The 23,544-nt window shown below is 64.7% G+C and carries 19 protein-coding genes and 2 pseudogenes; 10 read left to right on the top strand and 11 right to left on the bottom strand.

The features are described 5' to 3' along the window. Positions 1-47: 47 nt before the first annotated feature. The 3 genes from GGD63_RS09155 to GGD63_RS09165 are packed head-to-tail and all read right to left on the bottom strand — an operon-like array spanning position 48 to position 4,764. Positions 48-3,296, bottom strand: a complete 3,249-nt coding sequence (locus GGD63_RS09155; protein ID WP_183241016.1) for an efflux RND transporter permease subunit — start codon at positions 3,294-3,296, stop codon at positions 48-50. A 3-nt stretch (positions 3,297-3,299) separates the two neighbouring features. Next, positions 3,300-4,472: an efflux RND transporter periplasmic adaptor subunit gene (locus tag GGD63_RS09160; protein WP_183241018.1), complete on the bottom strand. Its 1,173-nt coding sequence runs from the start codon at positions 4,470-4,472 to the stop codon at positions 3,300-3,302. 13 nt (positions 4,473-4,485) lie between these two features. Then, entirely contained in the window at positions 4,486-4,764 is a 279-nt protein-coding gene (locus GGD63_RS09165; RefSeq protein WP_183241020.1) for a metal-sensing transcriptional repressor, read from the bottom strand. 422 nt (positions 4,765-5,186) lie between these two features. On the opposite strand from GGD63_RS09165, the gene GGD63_RS09170 reads away from it, so the two are divergent. The 3 genes and pseudogenes from GGD63_RS09170 to GGD63_RS09180 all read left to right on the top strand — a co-directional run. Further along, the gene (locus tag GGD63_RS09170) at positions 5,187-5,555 is read left to right on the top strand and encodes a hypothetical protein (protein ID WP_183241021.1); all 369 of its coding nucleotides are present in this window, start codon (positions 5,187-5,189) and stop codon (positions 5,553-5,555) included. 434 nt (positions 5,556-5,989) lie between these two features. Next, positions 5,990-6,922 carry a hypothetical protein gene (locus GGD63_RS09175; RefSeq protein WP_246785419.1) on the top strand — a complete coding sequence of 311 codons (933 nt, stop codon included), beginning with the start codon at positions 5,990-5,992 and terminating at the stop codon, positions 6,920-6,922. 30 nt (positions 6,923-6,952) lie between these two features. Beyond that, a pseudogene (locus GGD63_RS09180) lies at positions 6,953-7,144 on the top strand (heme-binding protein); the annotation flags it as partial. 297 nt (positions 7,145-7,441) lie between these two features. Here GGD63_RS09180 and GGD63_RS09185 read toward each other — a convergent pair. Further along, positions 7,442-7,783, bottom strand: coding sequence for a hypothetical protein (locus GGD63_RS09185; RefSeq protein ID WP_183241023.1), 342 nt, complete (start codon positions 7,781-7,783; stop codon positions 7,442-7,444). A gap of 22 nt (positions 7,784-7,805) precedes the next feature. Between GGD63_RS09185 and GGD63_RS40770 the strand changes: the two are divergent. Then, positions 7,806-8,018 (top strand): annotated as a pseudogene (locus GGD63_RS40770) (hypothetical protein); the annotation flags it as partial. 80 nt (positions 8,019-8,098) lie between these two features. On the opposite strand, the gene GGD63_RS09190 reads toward GGD63_RS40770, so the two are convergent. From GGD63_RS09190 to GGD63_RS09200, 3 genes are read right to left on the bottom strand one after another with little or no spacing between them, the layout of a single operon-like run. Further along, positions 8,099-8,683: a DUF1254 domain-containing protein gene (locus GGD63_RS09190; RefSeq protein ID WP_183241025.1), complete on the bottom strand. Its 585-nt coding sequence runs from the start codon at positions 8,681-8,683 to the stop codon at positions 8,099-8,101. Then, positions 8,680-9,258: a DUF1214 domain-containing protein gene (locus GGD63_RS09195; RefSeq protein ID WP_183241026.1), complete on the bottom strand. Its 579-nt coding sequence runs from the start codon at positions 9,256-9,258 to the stop codon at positions 8,680-8,682. Before GGD63_RS09195 ends, GGD63_RS09190 begins: the two co-directional genes overlap by 4 nt. A gap of 9 nt (positions 9,259-9,267) precedes the next feature. Next, positions 9,268-11,559, bottom strand: a complete 2,292-nt coding sequence (locus GGD63_RS09200; RefSeq protein ID WP_183241028.1) for a transglycosylase domain-containing protein — start codon at positions 11,557-11,559, stop codon at positions 9,268-9,270. 295 nt (positions 11,560-11,854) lie between these two features. Between GGD63_RS09200 and GGD63_RS09205 the strand changes: the two genes are divergently transcribed. Beyond that, positions 11,855-12,370: a YcgN family cysteine cluster protein gene (locus GGD63_RS09205; protein ID WP_183241030.1), complete on the top strand. Its 516-nt coding sequence runs from the start codon at positions 11,855-11,857 to the stop codon at positions 12,368-12,370. Positions 12,371-12,531: 161 nt separating this feature from the next. After that, positions 12,532-14,118, top strand: a complete 1,587-nt coding sequence (locus tag GGD63_RS09210) for an MDR family MFS transporter (RefSeq protein WP_183241614.1) — start codon at positions 12,532-12,534, stop codon at positions 14,116-14,118. A gap of 3 nt (positions 14,119-14,121) precedes the next feature. On the opposite strand, the gene GGD63_RS09215 is transcribed toward GGD63_RS09210, so the two are convergent. The 3 genes from GGD63_RS09215 to GGD63_RS09225 all read right to left on the bottom strand — a co-directional run bounded on the left by GGD63_RS09215 (position 14,122) and on the right by GGD63_RS09225 (position 19,623). After that, the gene (locus tag GGD63_RS09215; protein WP_183241032.1) at positions 14,122-15,822 is read right to left on the bottom strand and encodes an alpha/beta-hydrolase family protein; all 1,701 of its coding nucleotides are present in this window, start codon (positions 15,820-15,822) and stop codon (positions 14,122-14,124) included. A gap of 21 nt (positions 15,823-15,843) precedes the next feature. Continuing rightward, the gene (locus GGD63_RS09220; protein WP_246785420.1) at positions 15,844-17,853 is read right to left on the bottom strand and encodes a GAF domain-containing protein; all 2,010 of its coding nucleotides are present in this window, start codon (positions 17,851-17,853) and stop codon (positions 15,844-15,846) included. 114 nt (positions 17,854-17,967) lie between these two features. Next, the gene (locus tag GGD63_RS09225) at positions 17,968-19,623 is read right to left on the bottom strand and encodes a thiamine pyrophosphate-requiring protein (protein ID WP_283811946.1); all 1,656 of its coding nucleotides are present in this window, start codon (positions 19,621-19,623) and stop codon (positions 17,968-17,970) included. A 352-nt stretch (positions 19,624-19,975) separates the two neighbouring features. Between GGD63_RS09225 and GGD63_RS09230 the strand changes: the two genes are divergently transcribed. Genes GGD63_RS09230 through GGD63_RS09240 form a run of 4 tightly spaced genes read left to right on the top strand, consistent with a single transcriptional unit; the run spans position 19,976 to position 23,295 of the window. Continuing rightward, the gene (locus GGD63_RS09230) at positions 19,976-20,440 is read left to right on the top strand and encodes a (2Fe-2S)-binding protein (RefSeq protein WP_183241035.1); all 465 of its coding nucleotides are present in this window, start codon (positions 19,976-19,978) and stop codon (positions 20,438-20,440) included. A 10-nt stretch (positions 20,441-20,450) separates the two neighbouring features. Beyond that, positions 20,451-20,840: a hypothetical protein gene (locus tag GGD63_RS40100; protein ID WP_246785421.1), complete on the top strand. Its 390-nt coding sequence runs from the start codon at positions 20,451-20,453 to the stop codon at positions 20,838-20,840. A gap of 17 nt (positions 20,841-20,857) precedes the next feature. Continuing rightward, a complete protein-coding gene (locus GGD63_RS09235) occupies positions 20,858-22,654 on the top strand; it encodes a xanthine dehydrogenase family protein molybdopterin-binding subunit (protein ID WP_246785422.1) in 1,797 nt (598 codons plus the stop codon). Positions 22,655-22,659: 5 nt separating this feature from the next. Beyond that, positions 22,660-23,295, top strand: coding sequence for a hypothetical protein (locus GGD63_RS09240; protein ID WP_246785423.1), 636 nt, complete (start codon positions 22,660-22,662; stop codon positions 23,293-23,295). 24 nt (positions 23,296-23,319) lie between these two features. Here the strand turns inward: GGD63_RS09240 and GGD63_RS40775 are convergent, their stop codons facing one another. After that, complete coding sequence (locus GGD63_RS40775) at positions 23,320-23,514, bottom strand: hypothetical protein (protein ID WP_312013116.1); 195 nt, start codon at positions 23,512-23,514, stop codon at positions 23,320-23,322. Between the last annotated feature and the right edge of the window lie 30 nt (positions 23,515-23,544).

The following is a 23,544-nucleotide window of genomic DNA, read 5'->3' on the forward strand; positions in this document are numbered from 1 at the left end:
TCACGATCATTTCGGATGGAGGCCGTCGATGACGACCGGCATGGCCGCTACTCCGCGGCGCGGTCGTGAACGAGGGCCCGAGGCGCATCGCTGCGCCTGGTCGGCCTGTGCGGAACGGCAAAGCGTGCATAGAGCGCCGGCAGCACGACGAGCGTGAGCAGCGTGGCCGTGAGGAGGCCGCCGATCACCACGGTTGCGAGCGGCTTCTGCACCTCGGCGCCCGTGCCGGTCGCAAGTGCCATCGGCACGAAACCGAGCGAGGCGACGAGCGCGGTCATCGCGACGGGGCGGAAGCGCGTCAGCGCGCCTTCGCCGATGGCGCGCTTCGGCTCCATGCCTTCGGCGATCAGCTTGCGGATCTGCGTCAGCATCACGAGCCCGTTCAGCACCGCGACGCCCGAGAGCGCGATGAAGCCGACGGCCGCCGAGATCGAGAACGGCATGCCGCGCAGCCACAGCGCGGCGATCCCGCCGGTGAGCGCGAGTGGCACGGCGCTGAAGACGAGCAGCGCGTCGCGGGCCGAGCCGAGCGCCCCGAGCAGCAGCAAATAGATCAGGGCGAAAACCGCGGGCACCACGAACACCAGCCGCTGCCGGGCGACGGCAAAATTCTCGAACTGGCCGCCCCAGGCCAGATAGCTGCCGGGCGCCAGCTTCACCTGCTCGGTGACCTTCGTCTGCGCTTCGGCCACCAGCGAGCCGATGTCGCGGCCGCGGACTTCGGCGGTGGCGACGACGCGACGCTTGCCGTTCTCGCGGCTGATCTGGTTGTAGCCGGTGGTCTGTTCGAACGAAGCGATCGTCCGCAAGGGGATCGAGGCGGCCGGCGCGTCGGGATTGGCGCGCGGAAGCGGAACGGGCAACTCCTCCAGCGTCGGAATGTCGTTTCGCTGTGCATCGGCAAGGCGCACCACGATCTTGAAGCGGCGGTCCCCCTCGAAGACGAGGCCGGCATCGGTGCCGCCGATGGCGGTCTGCATCAGATCCTGCACGGCTGCGAGGCTGAGGCCGCGCCGTGCGATCTCGGCCTTGTCGATCCTGATCTCGAGGAAGGGCAGGCCGGAGGTCTCCTCGACCTTCACGTTCCCGGCACCATCGATCTTGCGGATCACGTCGGCGATCCGGCCCGCGGTCCGCTGCATCTGGGCGAAGTCGTCGCCGAACACCTTGACCGCCAGATCCTCGCGGACGCCGGCAATGAGCTCGTTGAATCGCATTTCGATCGGCTGCGAAAACCCAAGCTTGTTGCCCGGCAGCTTCCCGGACTCCGCCTCGATCTTCTTGATGAGGTCCTCCTTCGTCATGGAAGGATCAGGCCATTCGTCCTGGGGCTTGACGATGATGTAGGTGTCCGAGGCGTTTGGCGGCATCGGATCGGCGGCGAGATCGGGCGTGCCGGTGCGCGAGAATACGAAGGCCACCTCGGGAAGCCCGCTGATCTGCCGCTCGATGAGAAGCTGCATGGCCTGCGACTGCGCCAGCGCCGTGCTCGGCACGCGCTTCACCTCCATCACGATGTTCTTCTCGTCCAGCGTCGGCGTGAATTCCTGACCGAGACGCATGAATACGAAGACCGCCCCGACGAAAAGCAGCGTGGCGGCAGCGACGACCGGCAGAGGCCTGACGATGGCGCCCGAGAGAAGAGGGGCGTACCAGCGCTTCATCGTCCGGACCAGTATGTTTTCACGCTCGTTGACCAGGCCGCCGATCGAGATTGCCACGGCGGCTGGCACGAATGTCAGCGAGATCACGAAGGCCACCGCCAGCGCGATCATCACCGTCAGCGCCATCGGCTCGAAGGTCTTGCCTTCGATCCCGGTGAAGGTGAGCAGCGGCGTATAGACCAGGATGATGATGATCTGGCCATAGACCGACGGGCGGATCATCTCTGAGGTCGAGAGCTTCACGGTGTCGAGACGCTCGTCCAGCGACAGTACGCGGCCGAGCTCGCGCTGGCGTTCGGCGAGATGGCGCAGGCTGTTCTCGGCAATGATGACGGCCCCGTCGACGATCAGGCCGAAGTCGAGCGCGCCGAGGCTCATCAGATTGGCGCTGAGGTGCCCCTGCAGCATTCCCGTCGCGGTGATGAGCATGGTGATGGGGATGACGCAGGCGGTGACGAGGGCGGCGCGGAAGTTGCCGAGCAGCAGGAAGAGCACGGCGACGACGAGCAAGGCGCCCTCGGCGAGATTCTTGGCGACGGTGTGGATCGTGGCATCGACGAGCTGTGTCCGGTTCAGGACGGTGCGGGCATAGATGCCCGGCGGCAGGGTCTTGCTGATGTCCTTGATCTTGGCGTCGGCGGCGGCGGCGACAGTGCGGCTGTTGCCGCCGATCAGCATCAGGGCCGTGCCGAGCACGACCTCGCGGCCGTCGACGCTCGCGCTGCCGGTGCGCAGTTCCTTTCCGATCGAGACATCCGCCAGGTCCATGATGCGAACGGGAACTCCGCCGCGCGTCGTCACGACGATCTGCTCGATGTCCTCCAGGGTCTCGACGCGGCCGGCGGCCCGAACCACAAGGCCTTCGCCGTTCTGCTCGATGTAGTTCGCCCCGCGGGTGGTGTTGTTGGCCTCGATCGCGCCCACGACCTGCTTGAAGGAGAGTCCATAAGCGACCAGTCTTGCCGGGTCCGGCTGCACCTGGAACTGCTTGACGAAACCGCCGATGGCATCGGCCCCGGCGACGCCGGGAACGGTCTTCATCTGAGGCCGAACGATCCAGTCCTGCACGGTGCGCAAATAGACGGTGCGCTGGAAATCGTCTGTCAGCCGCTCGCCTTCGGGTGTGAGATAGCTGCCATCGCTCTGCCAGCCCGGCTGTCCGTCCCGAACCGGCGCGGATGCGCCCGGTTTTTCGTACTCGACGGCCCACCAGTAGATCTCGCCGAGGCCAGTCGAGACCGGCCCCATCCGGACATCGACACCGGGAGGCAGGCTGCCCTTGGCTTCGTTCAGACGTTCTGTGACGAGTTGCCGCGCAAAATAGATGTTGGTTCGGTCGGCAAAGACTGCTGTGATCTGCGCAAAGCCGTTGCGCGAGAAGGACCGTGTCGACTCCAGGCCTGGCATGCCCGCGAGCGCCGTTTCGAGCGCGACGGTGACCTGCTTCTCGATTTCGACGGGCGTGAGAGCCGGCGCGGTCGCGTTGATCTGGACCTGGACGTTGGTGACGTCAGGCACCGCGTCGATGGGAAGACGCGTCAGCGACCAGAATCCGGTCGCTGCCAGGACGAGAGTCACCAGCAGAACCAGCCACCGCCGCCGGACGGAGAATTCGACGATCCGTTCGATCATCGCTCAGTCCTCGTCGCCGGGCTTGGAGAGCTCGGCCTTGAGTGAAAAGGTATTCGAGCTGGCGACTGTCTCGCCGGGGGAGACGCCCGAGACGATCTCGACGATGGTGCCGTCGCGTCGTCCCAGCACGACGTCGCGCTTTTCGAAGCCCTCCTTGGTTCGCACGAAGACGGCCTTGCGGCCATCCACCGTCTGGACGGCGGAGAACGGAACGGCGACGGTCACGTCGCGGCGTTCGACTGCGATACCCGCAGTCACGAACGAGCCCGGCCGCCAGCGGCCATCGGCGTTTCCGAGCGAGGCCACCACGCGGGCCGCGCGCGTCTCCTTGTCGAGGAGGGGGCTGACGAAGACGATCTTGCCGGAGCCGGTTTCCGTCATGCCGCGCAGCGCGATCTCGACCGGCTGGCCTTCCTTCACCAGCGGCAAATCGGTCGAGGAAACTGCCAACTCGACCCAGACGCGGCTCAGGTCGACGATGACGAACAGCTCCGTTTCAAGACTGTCCCGGCCCACTGCGGTGCCGGCTTCGACCTTGCGTTCGGCGATACGCCCGGAGATCGGCGCCCGGATGTTCTGACTGCGCAGCGTGCCGTCGGGTGCCTGCGGCAAGCCTGCGATCTCCGTGTCGGTCACGCCAAGCGCCATCAGCTTCTGGCGCGCGATGCCGAACCGCATCTCGGATTGCGCCGCCGCGTTGCGCGATTTGATGTATTGCTGCTCGGGGACTGCGCGACCTTCCCACAGCGACTTGTCGCGCGCCGTCAGTTCCTGCTGCAACTCGTTGGAAAGTTTTGCCGAGAGATATTCACTCTTGGCGTCGGCGACCTCGCGGCTCTCCAGAACAGCCAAGACTTCGTCCTTGGCGACGTCGTCGCCGATGTTCTTGCGCAGTTCGGCGACGGTGCCGGAGAGCTTGACCGAGACATGGGCGACCCGCCCCGCATCGGGAACGATGGTGCCGGGCACCATCAGCCGCCGCGCGATCGCAGCGGAACCTGCCTCGCGCAGCTCGATTTCGGCGAGCTTGATGCGTGCGTCGTCCATGACGATCACGGCCGGCTTTCCGCCGTCCGGCTTGGCGGGCGCGGATTGCGCGAACGCCTGCGAGTCGAAGCCGATGACGGCGAGCAAGACCGACAGTATCGCCGCGGCCGAGCGGTTGGCCGAAAACATCGAAAACTCCGCGTTACAGATATCGCGAGATCGCCTTGAACTCGGCGAGCACGTTCTTGGGCGATTTGCCGGAACCGCCATTGGCGGCTGCATCGAGGCAGTGGTCGACGTGATCGTGGATCAGGGCTTTCTTGGCCTCGGAGATCGCCTTCTCGACGGCGTGGAGTTGCTGCGCAAGATCCAGGCATGAGCGGCCGTCGTCGAACATGCCGATGACCCTGCGCAGATGTCCCTCGGCGCGTTTGAGGCGCTTGATGACGTCCGGGTGACTTTCGTGGACGTGTTTCGTCATGATGATCCTATCCCCCGGGAGGGGATAGCCCATAAGGGCCGTGACGCCAAGTCTCGTGCGGGTCAAGATTGTCGCAGCGCGGCAAGGCGGCGTCGCTCTGTCGGTTGGGAGCCTGGCCGCCGGAGCTCGCCCTCTCGGACCGCAGGGCGGCATCGTGCCTTGTCCCGAGCAGGCATGGCTTGACAGTCCTGGCATCAAGGTTTCTATTCGCTGCGACGGGGGCAATGCGATCTCCCCGTGAGGCGACATGCCCAAGAATCGCGTCCTGATCACCAAGGGCGCAGCATGTCATCGTATCCGATCTCATCCAACGAATTGTCTCAGTTGTCGTGCACGGCGGCCACGCCGACGCGCGTCAATACGCAAGCCGATCTCGTCGCTGGTCGGCGTCAGCGCCTGCTTGATTGCGAAATGGTCGGAAAATGAAACATTCCGCTGTCATCGCATGCATCATCCTCTTGGTTGCGCCCGGGTTGGCTGCACATGCCAACGAGCAGTTCACACAGCTCGACGGCAAGCAGATCCGGGCGCGAATTGTCGGCAAGGATATTACCGACGGGCCGCACTGGTCGATGTACCTGCGCCCGGACGGCGCGCTTGTCAGCTCCGAAGCGGGAAGTTCCTGGACCGGCAGCTGGACAATACGCAATGACAAGCTGTGTATGTCGAGTCCGGGAAGTGCGTCGCTCGAATGCAACGAGGTCTGGATGTCCGGTGCGAACGTCCGGATGCGTGCGAACAAGGATCAGAAGGCGCTGGAAGCGATTGTCGCGGTGCATCGCAGCAACTGAGCGTGCACGTTCGGGGAGCAGAAGCAATTAGGTCTGGGCGGTTTCGCGCTCGCCATCGGTGCTCTGGAGGCCAGCAACGATCTAATGCCGATGCAATGGATAAACGGAGGAAAAAGTGAACGCCATGAGAAGCTCAGCAATTGGACTGCTGGTGTTGGCCGGTTTGCTCGCGAGCGGACAAGCGGCCGAAGCACAGACCTGCAAGCTCTGCACCGAGCAGCGCGCGGCGTGTATGAAGAACTATGCGGGACCAGCTTGCAAGACCGAGTATCAGATGTGTCGCAAGTCCTGCAAGAAGTGAGGGCAATGGCGTCCGGAAGCCTGCGACCGACGTGCTTCGTCGCGGCTCTCGCGGTCGGCGTGGGCGGCCTGATTCCCTTCCATGCAGGTTCTGCCGCAGCTATGAGCCGGACGGCACGTTGCGAAGCTACGCGATGGGAGTGAAGAAGATCGGAACATGGCGCGTGGACAATGACGAGCTATGCCTCGATCTTGGGGAGACGGATGATGGCTGCTATCGGGTCACGCCGAGCGATGAACGGATCGAATTGACGCCAATGGGTCTCGGAGGCGCGCTCGATGGCGTCTTGCAGCCGGCATATCGCGCTATGGGAGGTAGCTGGAAGATGCACCGTAAGGTGTTTCCATTGATTGAATGTCTGACGTTGGGACAGCCGACGATGTGCGCCGCTTTGGCCTTTCCGTCGCGGCCGTCTGCACGGGCCAGTCTCGTCCTGGCGCCTATGCTGGCTTTGTTAATGGGAGGGAACGCCATGGCCGCGACCCTGAATTTTGACAACGCTCCTGCTGGAACAGCGCCGGCAGGGTGGACTCTCACGATGACCGGCAAGGGCGAACCGAAATGGACCGTCGAGGCGGAGCCCACAGCGCCGAGCAAGCCGAACGTCCTCAAGCAATCCGGACGCGCGACTTTTCCCGTCGCCATCAAAAGCGATACCAGCATCAAGGACGGCTTCGTTGAGGTGAAATTCAAGGCGGTCGCCGGATCGCAGGATCGTGCCGCAGGACTCATCTGGCGCGCGAAAGACGCGGGCAATTACTACGTCGTCCGGGCCAACGCCCTGGAGGACAATGTCGTGCTCTACAAGACGATCAACGGCATTCGGACGCCGCTGGACATCGTGGGGCGCAGAGGTGGCTATGGTGTCAGCACGCCGGTGCCGTCCGGACGATGGCACGTGCTGCGTTGCGACTTCACGGGAAGTCGGTTCAAGGTGACGTATGATGGGCAGCCGTTGTTTGAGGTGGAGGACACGACGATTGCGCAGGCGGGAATGATTGGCCTGTGGACCAAGGCAGACAGTGTGACCATGTTCGATGATCTGACATATGGTGAGACCAAATAGAAGTTTGGTCCACCTCTGTCGGAGATGACCATGAGCTTTCGACGTCTGTCGGTCGCGACGATTGTGCTGGTTGCGTTTGTCGGTCCAATGCGGGCGGAAGAATCCCTCATCGCCTACAAGTCGCTTAGTCCGGAACTGGCGCTTGATCTGGCGCGCGCAGCATTGGCTAGCTGTCGCAGCCATGGGTACCAGGTCGCAGTTGCCGTTATCGATCGCTTCGGCGCGTAGCCAGATCATCCATCAAGTCGAAGCACGTCCGGTCTCGGCCTCCGGCCTCGTGGGCGCTTCGCAGACCATGCTCCCATATGAAAACACCCGCGACGGACGGCTCCGCGCGGGTGTGACGAACTCTCGATGATGCCAGTATGCCGGTGTTTTGCCCGACGAGTCAAACGTGCTCTTAGGTTGCCAATAGAGCGGCATGCATGATGGTTCGCGGATCGGTGAACGGTGACGTTCAAACGTCCAACGTTTGCCCGGGACAAGCCCGAGCGTACGTTGAGACTGCAATTCGCAGAACTACTGTCGTGCCGCGCCGCTGGCTCCGGGGATTTGTCCCCCGAACTTTGACGGGCCGGTGCCGCTGACGCTCGTCGGCCCGCCGGCCGTCCCATTCGGGTCGGTCCTGGCCGCGGTCCGGCCGGGGCCGTGCATCATGTTCATTGAATTGAACCAGCCGTGATGGTGATGGCGTTTGGCGCTGTGGGCCGAGGCATAGCCGGTCGAGCAGGCCAGTAAGATCGCTAAAGCAAGCGTTGCCGTTTTCATCTTGGTTTCCTCTCCAGTTGAGGAAACGGCATGGGCAAGCGACTTGTTCCAAGGCTGGAGCCGCGCCGCTTTCGCCAAAAGAATCTGCACCATCCCTTATCCACACCCACGACACGAGATCGACTGCAACAGGTGCAAGACGCGCGCGAGCCTGCCGCTCGATGCGATCCGCCGGCCGCGGGATACGCCGATCTGGAAACTGGAAGCGTCTCTCAAGTGCCGGTCATGCCGAAAGGGACGTTCCGCGCCGCCTGCCCACATGATCAAGCTGACGACCGCGCAAAGCATCACGCCCTACAAACGGGTGCACCCGACCGAAGAGAGATAGCCCAATGATTCCAATGCCCCGGCTACTGTGCATGGGGTTGTTTTCGAACTTCTTGTTTGAGCTGGTCGAAACGGCCGTACTCACCGCCGTCCGCGCGGCGCCTCGGCCTTGGCCGGCTGCTCGGTCTGAGGCCCGCAGCTCGCAGCGGCGAGCGTCGCCTGCGCTTGCGGCATCAGGCCGGGCTCGGCGGCGAGTGCCTTCATCACGATCAGGCCGGTGGTGCTCGGGGAATCGATGATCAGGCGGTCGGCGGCGGTGACCTCTTCGTCCTCCGGCAGCTCGTCGTGCTGGGCTTCCGTCATCAGATCGAGCTCGATCACCTTCTTGCCGGCCGAGCGGTCGTTGATGGCGTAATAGGCGATCTCGTTGCGGGTGTAGAACGACACCGAGGTGTAGGCCTGGCTCACCGGCACGGTCAGCTTGATCGGGCCGCCCGAGAGGTCGTAGCGGCAGATCGCGAGCGCAAAGGCCGGATCCATGAACGGCATCGGTGAGGTCTGCGGATCGGCGAGGGGCAGCTGCGTCACGCCGTTGAGCTTGGTCATCGGCGTCAGCCGCGAATAGGCGTCCTGCGTCGCGATCCGCGGCAGCGCCAGCACGCTGACGAGATGGACCACGAGGCCCAGCACCACGCCGGCAACGATGGTGAAGGCGAGGCGGATCATGAGCAGCCCACCGTCGAGATGGTGGGCATCGGCGCGTCGCGCTGCGTGCGCGTGGCAACGCCGACAGGGGTGTCGTAGAGGCGCAGCATCAGCGCGTAGCGCTCGATACCGCCGGTCGGCAGCCAGTTGCCGGCGCGCGAGCGCGAGGCGATGCGGATCTCGAACGTGCCGTCGGAGGACCGCACGATCTCCTGGCTGGTGAAGCCGTAGCGTTGCAGCGAGTTGGCGACGAGGTGGCCCTTGCGGTCGTAAAGCGTCAGCGTCCAGAACCGCGCCGGCGGCGTCACGCCGGAGACGACGACGTCGCAGCGGCCGTCGAGCGCCTTCTTCTTGTCGTCGGCGGTCGCGGTGAAGGCGACGCCGTCGCCGGTGCCGATCGGCAGCTCGCCGTTGCGCACGATGGTGGCGCGCGAATAGGGATCGACGTCGGCGGTGCCGGTGCGCGGGCGCGCGGTCCAGGCGCCGATGGTCAGCGCGCCGATTTCGGTGCCGCGCGTCGTCGTCATCCAGGTGGCGCCGACGCCGACCACGGTCGCGAGCAGAAGGGCAGTCAATGTGATCAGGATCAGCCGCACGGGTTTCGATCAGTTCTTGCGCGGGGCGGATGCATTCGCATTCTCTTCCGCATAGTTCTGCGGGAAGGCGAGCGCGCTCGTCGACGACGACGGCTTGGCCGCCTTGGTGTCGTTGCTGGTTGATTTGGTCGCGGTCTTGGCCGCGTCATCGAGCAGCTTCTCGACCCGCACCAGGATGTCGGCGCCGCGCTTGGTCAGCACCGGCGGCGGACCGGGCTTGGTCTCCAGCACTTTTGGCGCCGCGCTGGCCTGCGCGTTCGCGTCCTTCGGCTGCGGCGGCAGCTTCTGGCCCATGCCGATGCCGGGGATCTCCCGGACCTCGACGCCCTGATGCGCGGCGACCATGATGTCGTGCCAGGTCTGCGCCGGCAGCGAGCCGCCGGTCATGCGGTTGGTCGGCGAGTAGTCGTCATTGCCGTACCAGACCGCGCAGGTGAAATTGCCGGTGTATCCGACGAACCAGGCGTCGCGATACGCATTGGTCGTGCCGGTCTTGCCCGCGGTCGGAATGCCGTCGAGCGCGGCGCGGCGCGCGGTGCCTTCGCTGACGACGTGGCTCATCATGCCCGCCATGTCGGCGGCGATGTTCGCAGGAATCGCCTGCTTCGGCTTCGGCCCGTCGCGGTCCCAGCGCCAGACCAGATCGCCGGCGCCGGTGCGCACCTCCAGCACCGAATGCGGCGTCACCGACTTGCCGCGGTTGGGGAAGGTCGCATAGGCGACGGCGTGCTCGAGCACGGTGACTTCGTCCGAGCCGATCGGCAGCGACGGGGTGTCGGGCAGCGGCGCCTTGAGGCCGAAGCGGCGCGCGACCTCGACGATCTTGGCGCGGCCGATCTTGGCCGGGTTCGGCGCCTTCGGTTGCTCCTTCTGGCCGATCGCGATCGAGAGCTTCACCGGCACGACGTTGATCGAGCGCGTGATCGCCTGCGTCAGCGTCACCGAGCCGGAATAGGAATGGCCATAGTTCTGTGGACACCAATTGCCGATGCAGACCGGGCCGTCGACCACGATCGAGTTGGGCGTGAAGCCGTTCAGCAGCGCGGTGGTGTAGACGTAGGGTTTGAACGAGGAGCCGGGCTGGCGATAGGCGTCGGTGGCGCGGTTGAACTGGCTTGCACCATAGTCGCGCCCGCCGACCATGGCGCGGATGCCGCCGTCGAGATCGGCGACGACGGTCGCCGCCTGCGTCGCGTGATAGTCGCGGCCGAACTGGCGCAGCTGGTTCTCGATCGCGTCTTCGGCGGCCTTCTGCACGTTGGTGTCGATCGCGAGGCGAACGACGAACACGCGCTCGGTGTAGGACTTCGGGAAGGTGTCGACCAGCTTGCGCATCTCGTCGAAGGCGTAGTCGAGATAATAGTTCGGCGATGCCTCGTCGCGGCGGTCGACCGCGAAGGCCGGGTTGCGGCGGGCGCCGAACACCTGGCCCTCGGTCATGAAGCCGGCATCGACGAGATTGTCGAGCACGACGTTGGCGCGCGCGCGGGCGGCGGGCAGGTTGATGTGCGGGGCGTATTTGGTCGGTGCCTTGAACAGGCCGGCGAGCATGGCCGCTTCCGAAAGCGTCACGTCGCGCGCGGATTTGTTGAAGTAAAAGTGTGCTGCGCCGTCGACGCCAAAAGTGCCGCCGCCCATATAGGCGCGGTCGAGATAGAGCTTGAGGATCTCGTTCTTGGTCAGGCGCCATTCCAGCCAGATCGCGAGGAAGGCCTCGTTGACCTTGCGCTCGATGGTGCGCTCGTTGCTCAGGAACAGGTTTTTCGCGAGCTGCTGGGTGATCGAGGAGCCGCCCTGGCGGACGCCGCCGGCTTGCGCGTTGGTGACGAGCGCGCGCGCGGTGCCGGCGATGTCGATGCCGAAATGCTCGTAGAAGCGGCGGTCTTCCGTCGCCAGCGTCGCCTTGATCAGGACGTCAGGGAAATCTTCCAGCGGAATGGAGTCGTTGTGCTTGATGCCGCGGCTGCCGATCGGGTTGCCGTAGCGGTCGAGGAAGCTCACCGCGAGGTCGGACTTCTTCAGCCAGTCCTCGTCCGCGGTCTCGCGGAAGGCGGGGATGGCGAGCGTCAGCATCAGCACCAGGCCGCCGAGGCCGAGGGTCGCGGCCTCCGACAGCGGCTCGATGAACACCCAGCGCTTCCACCGCCCGACATAGAAGCGGTCCATGAAGGTCGAGTAGCGCTCGTAGAGCTCGCGGATGCCCTTGGCCGAGGAGAACAGCGAGGAGTCGATGCGCGCATCGAGGTCCAGGAAGAAATTCCGGACCTTCTGCTTCCAATGCGGTGGTATGATCTGGTGCACCTAGAACCCTTGCGGCTTGGTTCGAAAGCGTTCAAGCACCCGGCCGGGGGCGGCATCGAGACGTCTTGAGGGAATGTTGCGGCAAACCCAAGGCGACCGGTTCGCGTCCTTTGGGGACTTGCTGTTCCTTCTAACCGAGCAGGGCCCATAAACCAATGGTCAGGCTCGCGATTTTGAACAACAGGCCTAATTGACCCCGGTTCATTACGGGCCCCAAAGGGCGTCTGCTTGCACCCTCACGTCCGCCCGCCCTAGATGGCGTTACCGTAGCTCTTTCGAACTCTTGTTGAGGCGCATGACCGCAGCTCCCAAACGACCTTCAGACCAGGAAGGATTCTTCTGGAAAACCAAGACGTTGGAACAGATGTCGGGGCCGGAATGGGAAAGCCTGTGCGACGGCTGCGGCCGCTGCTGCCTGAACAAGCTCGAGGACGAGGACACCGGCCAGATCTATTTCACCCATATCGGCTGCAAGCTGCTCGACGGGACGAGTTGCGCCTGCAAGGACTACCCGAATCGCTCCGACAAGGTTCCGGACTGCGTCCGCCTGACCCCGGCCAATGTCCGCACCCTGAACTGGCTGCCGCCGAGCTGCGGCTACAAGCTCGTCGCCGAAGGCCGCGACCTCTATTGGTGGCACCCGCTGGTCTCCGGTGATCCCAACACCGTGCACGAGGCCGGCGTCTCCGTACGCGGCCGGGTCGAGGGCAGCGAGGAGGACGTCCCCGACGAGGAGCTCGAGGACCACATCGTGCAATGGCCGGCGCTGCTGCCGAAACGGGCCCGCCTGAAGCGACGTCCGAAAGACTGAGCCGTCGTTTGGCTCTCGCGGCTATCACGTCTTCGGGATGACCCCGGGGCGGGATGCACCCATGCGCCGCGGTGCCTGCCTCGGAAGAACTTTGCTGTCTACATTGGGCTGCATAGAACGAATCCTTCGCGGCGTTGCGCCGCCCCATGCGTCCGATCGAGATGAACAAGTTCGACCGGCAGAGCAGTTCTGCCGACATCCAGGCATTGCCCGACGACATTGCCGAAGAGCTGTCCCGCCTTCCGAGCGAGGTCATCAGCGTCGATGACGCACCGTCCATCGCGCCGCCGGCTCCGCTGACCTCCGACGAGGTCCGCACCATCGTCGTCAGCCTGATGCTGACGATGTTCCTGGCAGCCCTCGACCAGACCATCGTGGCGACCGCGCTGCCGACCATCGGGCGCCAGTTCCAGGACGTCTCGAACCTGTCCTGGGTGATCACGGCCTATCTGCTCGCCTCGACCGCGGTCGCGCCGGTGTTCGGCACGCTGAGCGATATCTATGGCCGCAAGGCCATGATCATCACCTCGCTGAGCCTGTTCGTAGCCGGCTCGGTCCTGTGCGCGATCGCACCGAACATGCCGATGTTGATCCTCGCGCGCGGCCTCCAGGGGCTTGGCGGCGGCGGCATCATGCCTGTCGTGCAGACGGTGATCTCCGACGTCGTGAGCCCGCGCGAGCGCGGGCAGTACCAGGCCTATTTCTCCAGCGTCTGGATGATCGGCGGTATTTTGGGCCCGGTCATCGGCGGTGTGTTCGCCGAGCATCTGCACTGGTCGATGATCTTCTGGATCAACCTTCCGCTCACGGCCGCGGCACTCGCGTTGCTGCTGCCGAAGATGAAGAAGATCCCGGTGTTCCACCGCAAGCGCAAGGTCGACTGGCTCGGCGGCGTGCTGCTGATGGCCTCCGCCGTGGTCTTCATGCTGGTGCTGACCTGGGGCGGCACGCGCTATCCCTGGCTGTCGCCGACCGTGCTTGCGATGGTGGGCGGCGCCGTCGCGCTCGCCGTCACCTTCGTCTGGCATGCACGCCGTGCGGACGAGCCGTTTCTGCCGCTGCCGATGCTCGGCGGATCGGTCGCGCCGTTCGGCCTGACCGCCGGCGGCTGTGCGCTCGGCGCGATCACGGGCCTCACCGTGCAGCTCCCGCTCTATTACGAGTCGGTCTACCATCTCAGTGCCAGCGAGGCGGGGCTTGCGCTGATTCCGCTCGCGGCGGTCTCGACCTGCGGCGCGGCGATCGCCGGCCGCACCATGGCGCGCGCCAAGCACTACAAGCGCGTCGCCATCGTCGGCACGTCCTGGGCCGCGCTGTGCGGCCTCGGTCTCACGTTCACGACCTTGCCGCTGTGGGGGCTGCTGACGCTGATGGCCGCGTTTGCGCTCGGCCTCGGCACGACCTTCCCGGTCTGCGTAGTCTCGCTGCAGAATTCGGTCCCGCGTCCGCAAGTCGGCACCATCACCGGCGCGCTGAACTTCTTCCGCTCGCTGATGTCTTCGTTCACGGTCGCGGCCTTCGCCGCGATCCTGCTGATCGCGCTCGGCGCCGACGTGCCGCTTGCCGGCGAGCATCACGTCGCAGGCGGCATCCCTGCGATCCCGACTGAGGACATGCGCCACGCCTTCCGCTACGTCTTCGGCGCCGCCACCGCGCTGATGACTGGCGCTGCGCTCTGCCTGATCATGATGGAGGAGCGGCCGCTGGCCGGTCCTTCCGTCACCAAGCACGTCGAGATGGCGGAGTAGGGGTCAGCCGCCGCGGTCGGGATCGTCGTCGGCATTGCCTGCGCCCGTCTTGCGCGCTTTCGCCGCGAGCTGTTCCTTGAGCCGCGCCAGCGCTTCAGCGGACCAATCACCGACATCGGTGACCGCGACCCAGGCATCGACGTAATGCTCGGGCGCGTAGACGTGGCCAAAGCCCATCGGAGTATTGGTCGCGACTGCCATGTCGAGGGCGAGCTGCAGCATCGTCACGACGGGATACCATCGCAGCTCCGGTGAGACATCAGGTCCGCGCGGTCCACTCATCCAGGCCGGAGCCTGATAGGCGTCGCGATAGGCGAAGAACGTGATCGCGTCGCTGGCATATTGCAGGTAGACGACGCGCATCGGGCCCCAGGGCGTATCTGGCGGCACCGTCGGCCCGTTCTGGTTCATGAAGCGTACGAAGCGGCTGTCGCGGAATTCCGGCAGCCATGCCGGCGAGCCAGGGTTGCGGTTCGCGGTGACCGAGCGCCAGATGCGGCTCTCGAACGGTGCCCCGCTCCATAGCGCGCCGGCAATGGGGTCGCCGATTGTCTCGAACAGCTCCGCGGATTTTTCCGAGTTCATGGCGCCGAGACTGAGCCCGTGCAGATACAGCTTCGGCCGTCGGTCCTTCGGCAAGCTCGTCCAGTAGCCGTAGATTTCCGCGAACAGGGCGCGCGCGGCCTCTGCGCCGTATTCAGGCTGAAACAGCAGCGACAGCGGGCTGTTGAGATAGGAATATTGCATCGCGACGCTGGCGACGTCGCCATGGTGGAGGTATTCGACCGTATCCATCGCTGACGGATCGATCCAGCCGGTCCCGGTCGGCGTGATCACGATCAGGATCTTGCGTTCAAAGCCGTGCTGGCGCTTGAGCTCCTCGAGCGCGAGCTTCGCGCGCGCCTGCGCCGTGTCTTGCGCAGCGAGGCCGACATAGACGCGCACGGGGGCCTGCGCGGACCGTCCGGTGACGGCGCTGATCTCGGTTGCGGTCGGGCCCGAGGCGATGAACCGGCGTCCCATGCGCCCCAGCTCTTGCCACCTCACCAGTGATGCCATGCTTCCGGTCCGCTCGGGATCAGTCGGCTGCGGCCGCTCGGGCTCGAACAGGACGTCGAGCTCGCGGAAGGACGAATCGAGCGCGCGAAATGCCGTGCTGATCAGGACATTGCTGGCAATCGACCAGAACAGCAGGCCAGCAACCACCACGCCAATGACGTTCGCGACCTTGCGTGGAATGATGCGCTTGGCGTGCCCGGAGAGGAATCGCGACACAAGCGCAAACAGCCGCCCCAGCAGCAGCAATACGGCGAATGTGACGAGGGCGATGGCGCAGACCTTGAAGGGATGCGCGGTTTCGACCGGCGGCATCTTCATCACAGTGCGGATCGAGTTCTGCCACTCGGCGGCGCGCCACAGATAGATGACGACGACGATCAGGCAGCCGGCCGCGACCAGCGCATTGGCATACGAGCGCAGGCGCGTCGATGGCTCGGGCAGCTCGAGATAGTGCCACAGCCAGCGCCAAAGGTTGCCGGCGAGGTAACCGATCGCGAAGCAGGCGCCGGCGAGGGCGCCCTGGGTGAGATAGCTCCGCGGCACCAGCGTCGGCGTCAGCGCGGCGGCGAAGAACAGCGCGCCCGGCATGAGGCCGACGCCGGACAGCGAGAGCAATTGTCGCCGAATGAGCCGCGCCAGATTCATGAAAGCACCTTCCGGGCGAAGCTACCGTCCGTCCTTGTCCGGGAAGCCGCTCTTCCGCGGCAGCAGGATCGTGAATTCGGTAAACTCGCCCGGCTCGGTCGCGACATCGATCGTGCCGCCGTGCTGCTTGACCACGATGTCATGGCTCATCGACAGCCCAAGGCCGGTGCCTTCGCCGGCCGGCTTGGTGGTGAAGAACGGATTGAACATCTTCTCCTTCACCTCGTCCGGAATGCCGGTGCCGTTGTCGCGGATCCGGATCTCGATGCTGTCGCCACGATCGCGCGTCGTGGCGGTCACGATCGGCTCGTAGTCACCGGCGCTGCCCTCCACCTTGCGCCTGGTCACCGCGTAAAATCCGTTCGAGATCAGGTTCAGCAGCACACGCGTGATCTCCTGCGGAAACACTTCGGCTTGCCCGGCCGCAGGATCGAGCTCGCACTTCAGGGTGACGTCGAACTGCGGTGCTTCGGCGCGGGCGCCGTGGTAGGCGAGATTGAGGCTCTCCTCGACCAGCGCGTTGATGTCGCTCAGACGATGCTCGCCGCCGCCCTCGCGCGAATGCAGCAGCATGTTCTTGACGATGGAATCGGCGCGCCGCCCGTGTTGCACGACCTTGTCCAGATTGTCCTTCAGGAGCCCGGTCAGCTCGTCGACCTCGCTGCGGACATCGCCCGCAAGCGGGACGGGCGCCAGCACCTCGTTCAACTCGCTCGTCAGCTCGGCGGAGAGCGAGGCAAAGTTGTTGACGAAGTTGAGCGGGTTCTTGATCTCGTGCGCGATGCCGGCGGTGAGCTGGCCGAGCGAGGCCAGCTTCTCGGTCTGGATCAGCCGGTCCTGCGCAGCGCGTAAGTCGTCGAGCGATCTGGCGAGCTCCCTTGTGCGATCCTGCACCTCGTTGAACAGGCGCGAGTTCTCGACAGCGATCACGGCCTGGTCGGCAAAGGTCTTGAGCAGGTTGATCGCCTTGTCCGGGAACTGACCGGCTTCCCGCCGCGTCACCGCGATGGTGCCGATCGCAACGCCGTCGCGCAGCATAGGCACCACGAGAATGCTGCGATAGCCGCGGGTGCGCGCCAGCTCCTTCATGGCGTCGGTGAGGTCAGGCTCGTTCTGCATGTCGCTGCGGAAAGCATACTGCCCGCTCGTCGCCACCCGGCTGTGAATGCCCGATGAGGACAGCGGCGCCGGGAAGGAGCTGAGCAGGTCCGCATTGCCGGCTTCATTGTCAGTGGTGAAGGCGGCCAGATGCAGCATGCCGTCGATGACGCGGGTGACGGTGGAGGAATGCCCGCCGATCAGCGCCTTGGCACTGTCGGAGATCGCCTGGAACACCGGGGTGACATCGGCCGGCGAAGCCGCGATCACCTTCAGGATATCGGCGGTCGCCGTCTGACGCTCCAGCGCCTCTCTGGTCGTGTTGAACAGGCTGACATTGCTCAGCGCGATCACCGCCTGGTCGGCGAAGGTCTGGAGCAGGCGCACATGGTGTTCGCCGAAGGCGCCGGTCGTCCGGCGGGTGGCGATGATGACGCCGATCGCCGCGCCCTCGCTCATCAAGGGGGCGAACAGCATGCTGCGATAGCCGCGGGCGTGCGCGATGTCGCGCGCCGCCGGCTCGAGCTCGGTGTCGGGCAATTGCGCCGCCGCACCATTGGCTATGAGCTGGTAGGCCGGGAACTGCGCGAACGGCACCGGGAATGAAGCCTGCAGCACGCGGTCGCCGGCCGGATCGGTCGGCGTGAAGGCTGCAAGATGCGCGGCGCCGTCGATGTAGCGCAGCACCGCGGTGGAGAACCCGCCGATCAGCCGGTTGGCATTGGCGGCGATGGCGTCGAACACCGGTTGCACGTCGGCCGGCGAGGCCGCCATCACCTTCAGGATCTCGGCCGTCGCGGCCTGCCGCTCGAGGGCTTCCCGTCTTTCATCGGCGAGGCGCGCGTTCTCGGCCGCGCTCGATGTCAGCTGCTGCTCGAGCTCGTCGATCCTGCGCCTCAGGGCGTCGGCCATATCCTCGGTAAGCGCGGTCATTGAACGTCCGGTGCGGCCGGGAGCAAGTCCCTTAGCCGCGCCCTTTAGCGCCAAACGCCCGGCCGGCCAAGACTCAAGTAGACAAGACTCAAGGCAACGAGGCTCAAGTCAACCTCACGTGCCCGGCCGCGACACCTCGGTCTCCTTGCTGGTGATGAACTCCAAAAGCACCGGCACGCCTTCCCTCGTCTTCTGAATGCCGCGCCTGATCGCGGGCACGATGTCCTCCGGCCTCATGATCCGCTCGCCATAGCCGCCGAAGGCGCGCGCCATCGCGGCATAGTCGCCGGAGATGTCGGTCGAGCGATATTTTTCGGTCGAGACCGGCATCACCTTCAGCTCGATCGCCATCGAGAAATTGTTGAGCAGGATCGACATGATCGGAATGCGCTCGCGCACCGCGGTCTCGAAATCCATGCCGGTGAAGCCGATGGCGGCGTCGCCCCAGACATTGATGCAGAGCTTGTCGGGTCTTGCCAGTTTTGCGCCCATCGCGAGCCCGAGGCCGTAGCCGAGCTGCGTCGTCTTGCCCCAGCCGAGATAGGTGAGGGGCTCGACCGCCTTCCAGAACGGCGAGAGCTGGTCGCGCGGGCTGCCGGCATCGTGCGTGATGATGGTGTTCTTGATGTCGACGGTGTGCTGGAGATCCCAGAGCACGCGGTAGGGATTGAGCGGCGCGTCATTGCTGGTGAGCTTCGGCATCCATTTTGCCAGCCACTCCTTGTGCGAGGCCGCGATCTCGGCAGCGACGGCAGATGCATCGCGATCCGTAGTGACGGTCTTGCCGATCTCCTCGAGCAGCGCGTCGAGCACGAGGCCGGCATCGCCGACGAGGCCGACCTTCGCTTCGACATCCTTGTTGAGATGGTTCGGATCGAGCGTGGAATGGATGATGGTCTTGCCCTTGGGCATCGCGATGCCGAAATTGGTCTCGGTAAACGAGCAGCCGATGCCGAAGATGACGTCGGCTTCCGCAAGGAATTTCGGGACGGCGCGCGGTACCGCGAGGCCGCCGGAGCCGAGCGAGAGCGGGTGCGTCTCCGGAAACGAAGATTTTCCGCCGAGGCTGGTGGTGATGGGTATAGCGAGACGTTCGGCGAGCCGTTTCAATTGCGGCCAGGCCTGAGCGTAATGCACACCCTGGCCGGCATAGATCACCGGCCGCTTTGCGTTGACGAGCAGGGCGGCGGCTTCCCTCACATGGACAGGATCAGCCCCGTAGCGCGTGCGCAGCACGGGCGTGTAGTTCAGCGGCTCCGGCACCTCCTCGTTCCACATGTCGGAGGGGATCTCGACGATCACGGGCCCGCCGCGGCCGTTCTTCAGCCTGGTGAAGGCGCGGCGGAAGATGTTGGCGACCTCCGCAGCCAGAATGATCGGCTCGGATGATTTTGCGAACGGCTTCATCGCCTCGCTGGAATTGAAGTTCGGCTCGACATGCGCAAGCCTGCGCTGATAGCCCATCGGCAGCACCAGCACGGGAACGGACTCGCCAAAGCACTGCGCGACGCCGCCCATCGCATTCTCCGCTCCGGGCCCATGCTGCATGCAGAACGCGCCGATCGTCCGTCCCGACGTCACCCGCGAGATCGCATCCGCCATGTGGATGCCGACGCGCTCCTGCCGCACCATCACCGGGCGGATCTCGGCCTTGGCCGCATGCTCGATCAGGTGATTGACCGGATAGCCGCAGAGGATCTCGATCCCCTCGCGCCTCATGATTTCCGCGATGGCTGTGCCGAGCTTCATGGCGTCTCTCTCCTCAGGCAGAGGCCGGTTGATCCGGCTGGTTGGGGAGAGAGGATCAGGAAATCGGAGAGGCGTAAAGCGCAGTTGATCGCGCCCGCAGGTAGGTCAGCCATGCAGGAGGCGCGATCGCTACTCTGAGGTTCGCGGGGGCGTCTCGATATTGATCAAAGCGTCGCGCGATGAGAAGGCGCGCTTCATGCGACGCGCTGCTGTCGCAACAGGCAACACAGCTTGTGCAGCTTGGCTCCAACTCAGACCAGCGACCTTTGTCGTGCGAATTCGAAACTGAGCGCCGGTGCTGCAAGGTTTGAGTTTGACAGTCTTGAAACGTCAGGGGCACGCTAGCCTCAACATTGCGAAGGGACACATCGATATGATCGAGCTCACCGTCAATGGGACCAAGCACGGGATTGACGTCGTTCCCGAGATGCCTCTGCTCTGGGTGCTGCGTGATGAGCTCGGCATCACCAGTGCCAAATATGGCTGCGGTGTCGCGCAATGCGGCGCCTGCACCGTTCACATCGACGGCAAAGCGGTTCGCTCCTGTCAGGCGCATATCGGCGAGGTCGCCGGCAAATCGGTCGTCACGCTCGAAGGGCTGGACAACAAGGACCAGCATCCGGTCCTGCAGGCCTGGATCGAGCATCAGGTCCCGCAATGCGGCTACTGCCAGACCGGACAGATCATGCAGGCCATCTCGCTTCTTGCACGGATCTCCAAGCCAACCGACGAGCAGATCAATCAGGTGATGTCCGGCAATCTCTGCCGTTGCGGCACCTATCCGCGCATCCGCGCGGCGATCCATGCGGCTGCGGCGAAGAAGATGGCGGAGAAGTGAGATGGGCCACATGCAAAGCCTTTCGCGTCGCGCCTTCGTTTTCGGCTCCGCGGCCGTTGCCGGCGGCATCGCCTTCGGCGCCTATGGCAATGCCGAAGCCGCGGCGCCGAGCGCGAGCGACAATCCGTTGGCTGCGGGCCTCGGGCCGGACTCCGTGACCTTCAATCCCTGGGTGGAGATCAGTCCGGACAAGATCACGCTCATCGCACAGCACGCCGACATCGGGCAGGGCGTCGGATCGGTGCAGCCGATCATGATCGCCGAAGAGATGGACCTTGATCCCGGTCAGTTCGAAATCCGTTTCGCTAGTCCGAGCCCCGCCTACTTCAATACCGGTTTTGCCGACGAGTTCGCGCCCTTCGCACGCTCGAATGGTTGCGCAAGTCCGGGCTGCAGATGACCGGCGGATCAAGCTCGATGCCGGACACCTATGAAAAGCTGCGCGTTGCCGGCGCCGTGGCGCGCGAGACGCTGAAGGCGGCTGCCGCCAAGCGTTCGGGTGTCGCCGTGGCCGACCTGCGCACCGAGTCCGGTCACGTGATCCTGCCCAACGGCTCCAGGATTGCCTATGTCGCGCTGGCGGCCGAAGCCGCAAAAATTCCGCCGGTGCTCGATGCCAAGCCGCGCGACCCCTCGAAATGGCGCATGCTGGGAAAGCCGATGCAGCGCCTCGACATTCGTGCGAAGGTCATGGGCGAGCTGAAGTTCGGCATCGACATGAAGATGGACGGCATGCTCTACGCCTCCGTCAAGCTGAACCCCGGCAAGGGACAGCCGCTGAAATCCTACGACGCCAGCAAGGCGCGCGCGATGCCGGGAGTGAAGAAAATCCTGGAGATCAAGAACGGTGTTGCGGTGATCGCCACCAACAGCTGGTACGCGATGGAGGCGGTCGACGCCATCGCATGCGAATGGGCGCCGTCGGCGTATCCTGCCGAGCAGGCCGACCATTGGAAGGTTCTGGAATCTTCGTTCAAGCCGGAATTCCTGGGCAAGGAATGGCGCAAGATCGGCGATATCGAAACCGGCCTGAAGACGGGCACGCGCGTCGAGGCCGAATATCGCGCGCCCTATGTGGCACATCAGCCGCTGGAGCCGCTCAACGGGATCGGCCTCGTCACCGATACGGGGATGGAGATCTGGGTCGGCCATCAAAGCCCGCGCTTCGTGCAATGGGTCGCGGCGACCGCGATCGGCCTCAAGCCCGAACAGGTCACCTTTCACAATCAGTGGACTGGTGGAAGCTTTGGCCACCGTCTCGAATACGAGAACGTCCGCGTTCTCGCCGAGATCGCCAATCAGATGAAGGGCACGCCGATCAAGCTGGTGTTCTCCCGCGAGGAGGATTTCCTTCAGGACATTCCGCGGCAGATTGCGATCGCCCGACACCGCGGCAGCGTCGACAAGAGCAAGATCGTCGCGGCCGACCTCCAGCTGGCTTCGACGGCTCCGCTCAAGGGATTGCTCGAGCGTTCGGGCACACCCTCGAAGGATCCTGACGGGCAATTGGCCGCCGGCTTGTGGAATGTCTACTACGACATTCCGAATTTCCGGGCCACCAGCTACGAGGCTCAAGGGTTGTCGCCCAGTACGACATGGCGTTCGGTCGGGGCATCGACATCAGGCTTCTTCACCGAAAGCTTCATCGATGAACTGATCCATGCCGCTGGCCTCGATCCCATGAAGGCGCGCATCGCGATGTGCACCGTGCCGCATTACCGCAAGGTGCTGGAGACCGTCGCGGAGATGTCGGACTGGAAGGGACCGCTCGGCAACGGAAGGGGCCGGGGGGTCGCGTTCGTGGAGTCGTTCGGGACGCCGACCGCGGAGGTCGTCGAGGTGACGGCGACGGATCGCGGCATCAGGATCGACAAGGTCTGGGTCGCGGCCGACGTCGGCAAGGTGATCGATCCCGTCAACTTCGAGGGCCAGGTGCAGGGCGGCGTCGTCTGGGGACTCGGCCACGCCATCAACTGCGAGCTCACTTATTCAAAAGGCGCGGCGCAGCAGACCAACTACAATCACCACGAAGCGATGCGGATCCATCAATGTCCGGTCATTGAAGTGCGCGGGCTCGAGAACGATCCGAAGGTGAGGGGGGTCGGCGAGCCGCCGGTTCCGCCGGCCGCGCCTGCGCTTGCTAACGCGATCTTCGCAGCGACCGGAAAGCGCATCCGCGAGATGCCTTTCAACAAGTTCATCGATTTCGTGTGAGGCGGATGATGAAGGGATTTCTGATCGCGGTGGTCCTCGCCGCTTCGTCGATTGCAGCCCTCACGGGAATTGTCGCGGCGAAGGATGAAGCCGCCAAGGACGTGCTGCCGCCGGGCAGCGTCAGCCGCGCCGAGGGGCTGGATGCCTGGAAGCGGATCGAGGCCGTGGTGACGCATCCGCGTTGCGCCAATTGCCACGTCGATGCCAAGGCCATTCCGATATGGACGCCCGCAGGCGAAACCAGGCCCCGCGTGCATGGCATGAACATCCACGGCGGCGAGAGCCGCATCGGCGCGGAGGCGATCCCGTGCTCGACCTGTCACATGACCTCGACCCAGGCGAACGAGCCGGCACCGGCGCCGCCGCGCGCCGGCATCGACTGGCAGCTCGCGCCGGTGGCTTTCATCTGGTTCGGCAAGTCCGGCGCCGAGATCTGCGCGCAGCTGAAGGATCCCAAGCGCAATGGCGGCCGCGACGCCGCCGGGCTCGTCGAGCATTTGCGCCACGATGCATCGTTGAACGGCTTCATCCCGAGAGGCTGGGCCCCCGGCGAAGGCCGCTCGACGCCGCCAGGCAGCTTCGAGGATCACGTCAAGGATATGGCGCTGTGGGGCGCGGCCGGACAGCCCTGTCCGAACTGACGCGTTGGCTGGCCGACAAATCTCCTATTTGCAGTTCTGGCAGATCATCAGCTTTCGCTTCAACGCCCCATCTTCCTGATCGAGGCCATCTGCATTCGGATTGGACTTGGTGTCCTTTGCGGCGCGCGACCTCACAGGCGGCGTCACCTGGTTCGAGCTGTCATTGTCATCGACGGTGCCGACGCTGAAGCCGTCGTAGTCGGCGGCCGGATTCGGCATCGGCGGAGTTCTATCCGTCGTCACCCCGGC

Origin of the sequence: Bradyrhizobium sp. cir1 (genome assembly GCF_014198245.1) — a bacterium.
In the GTDB taxonomy this organism is placed as follows: domain Bacteria; phylum Pseudomonadota; class Alphaproteobacteria; order Rhizobiales; family Xanthobacteraceae; genus Bradyrhizobium.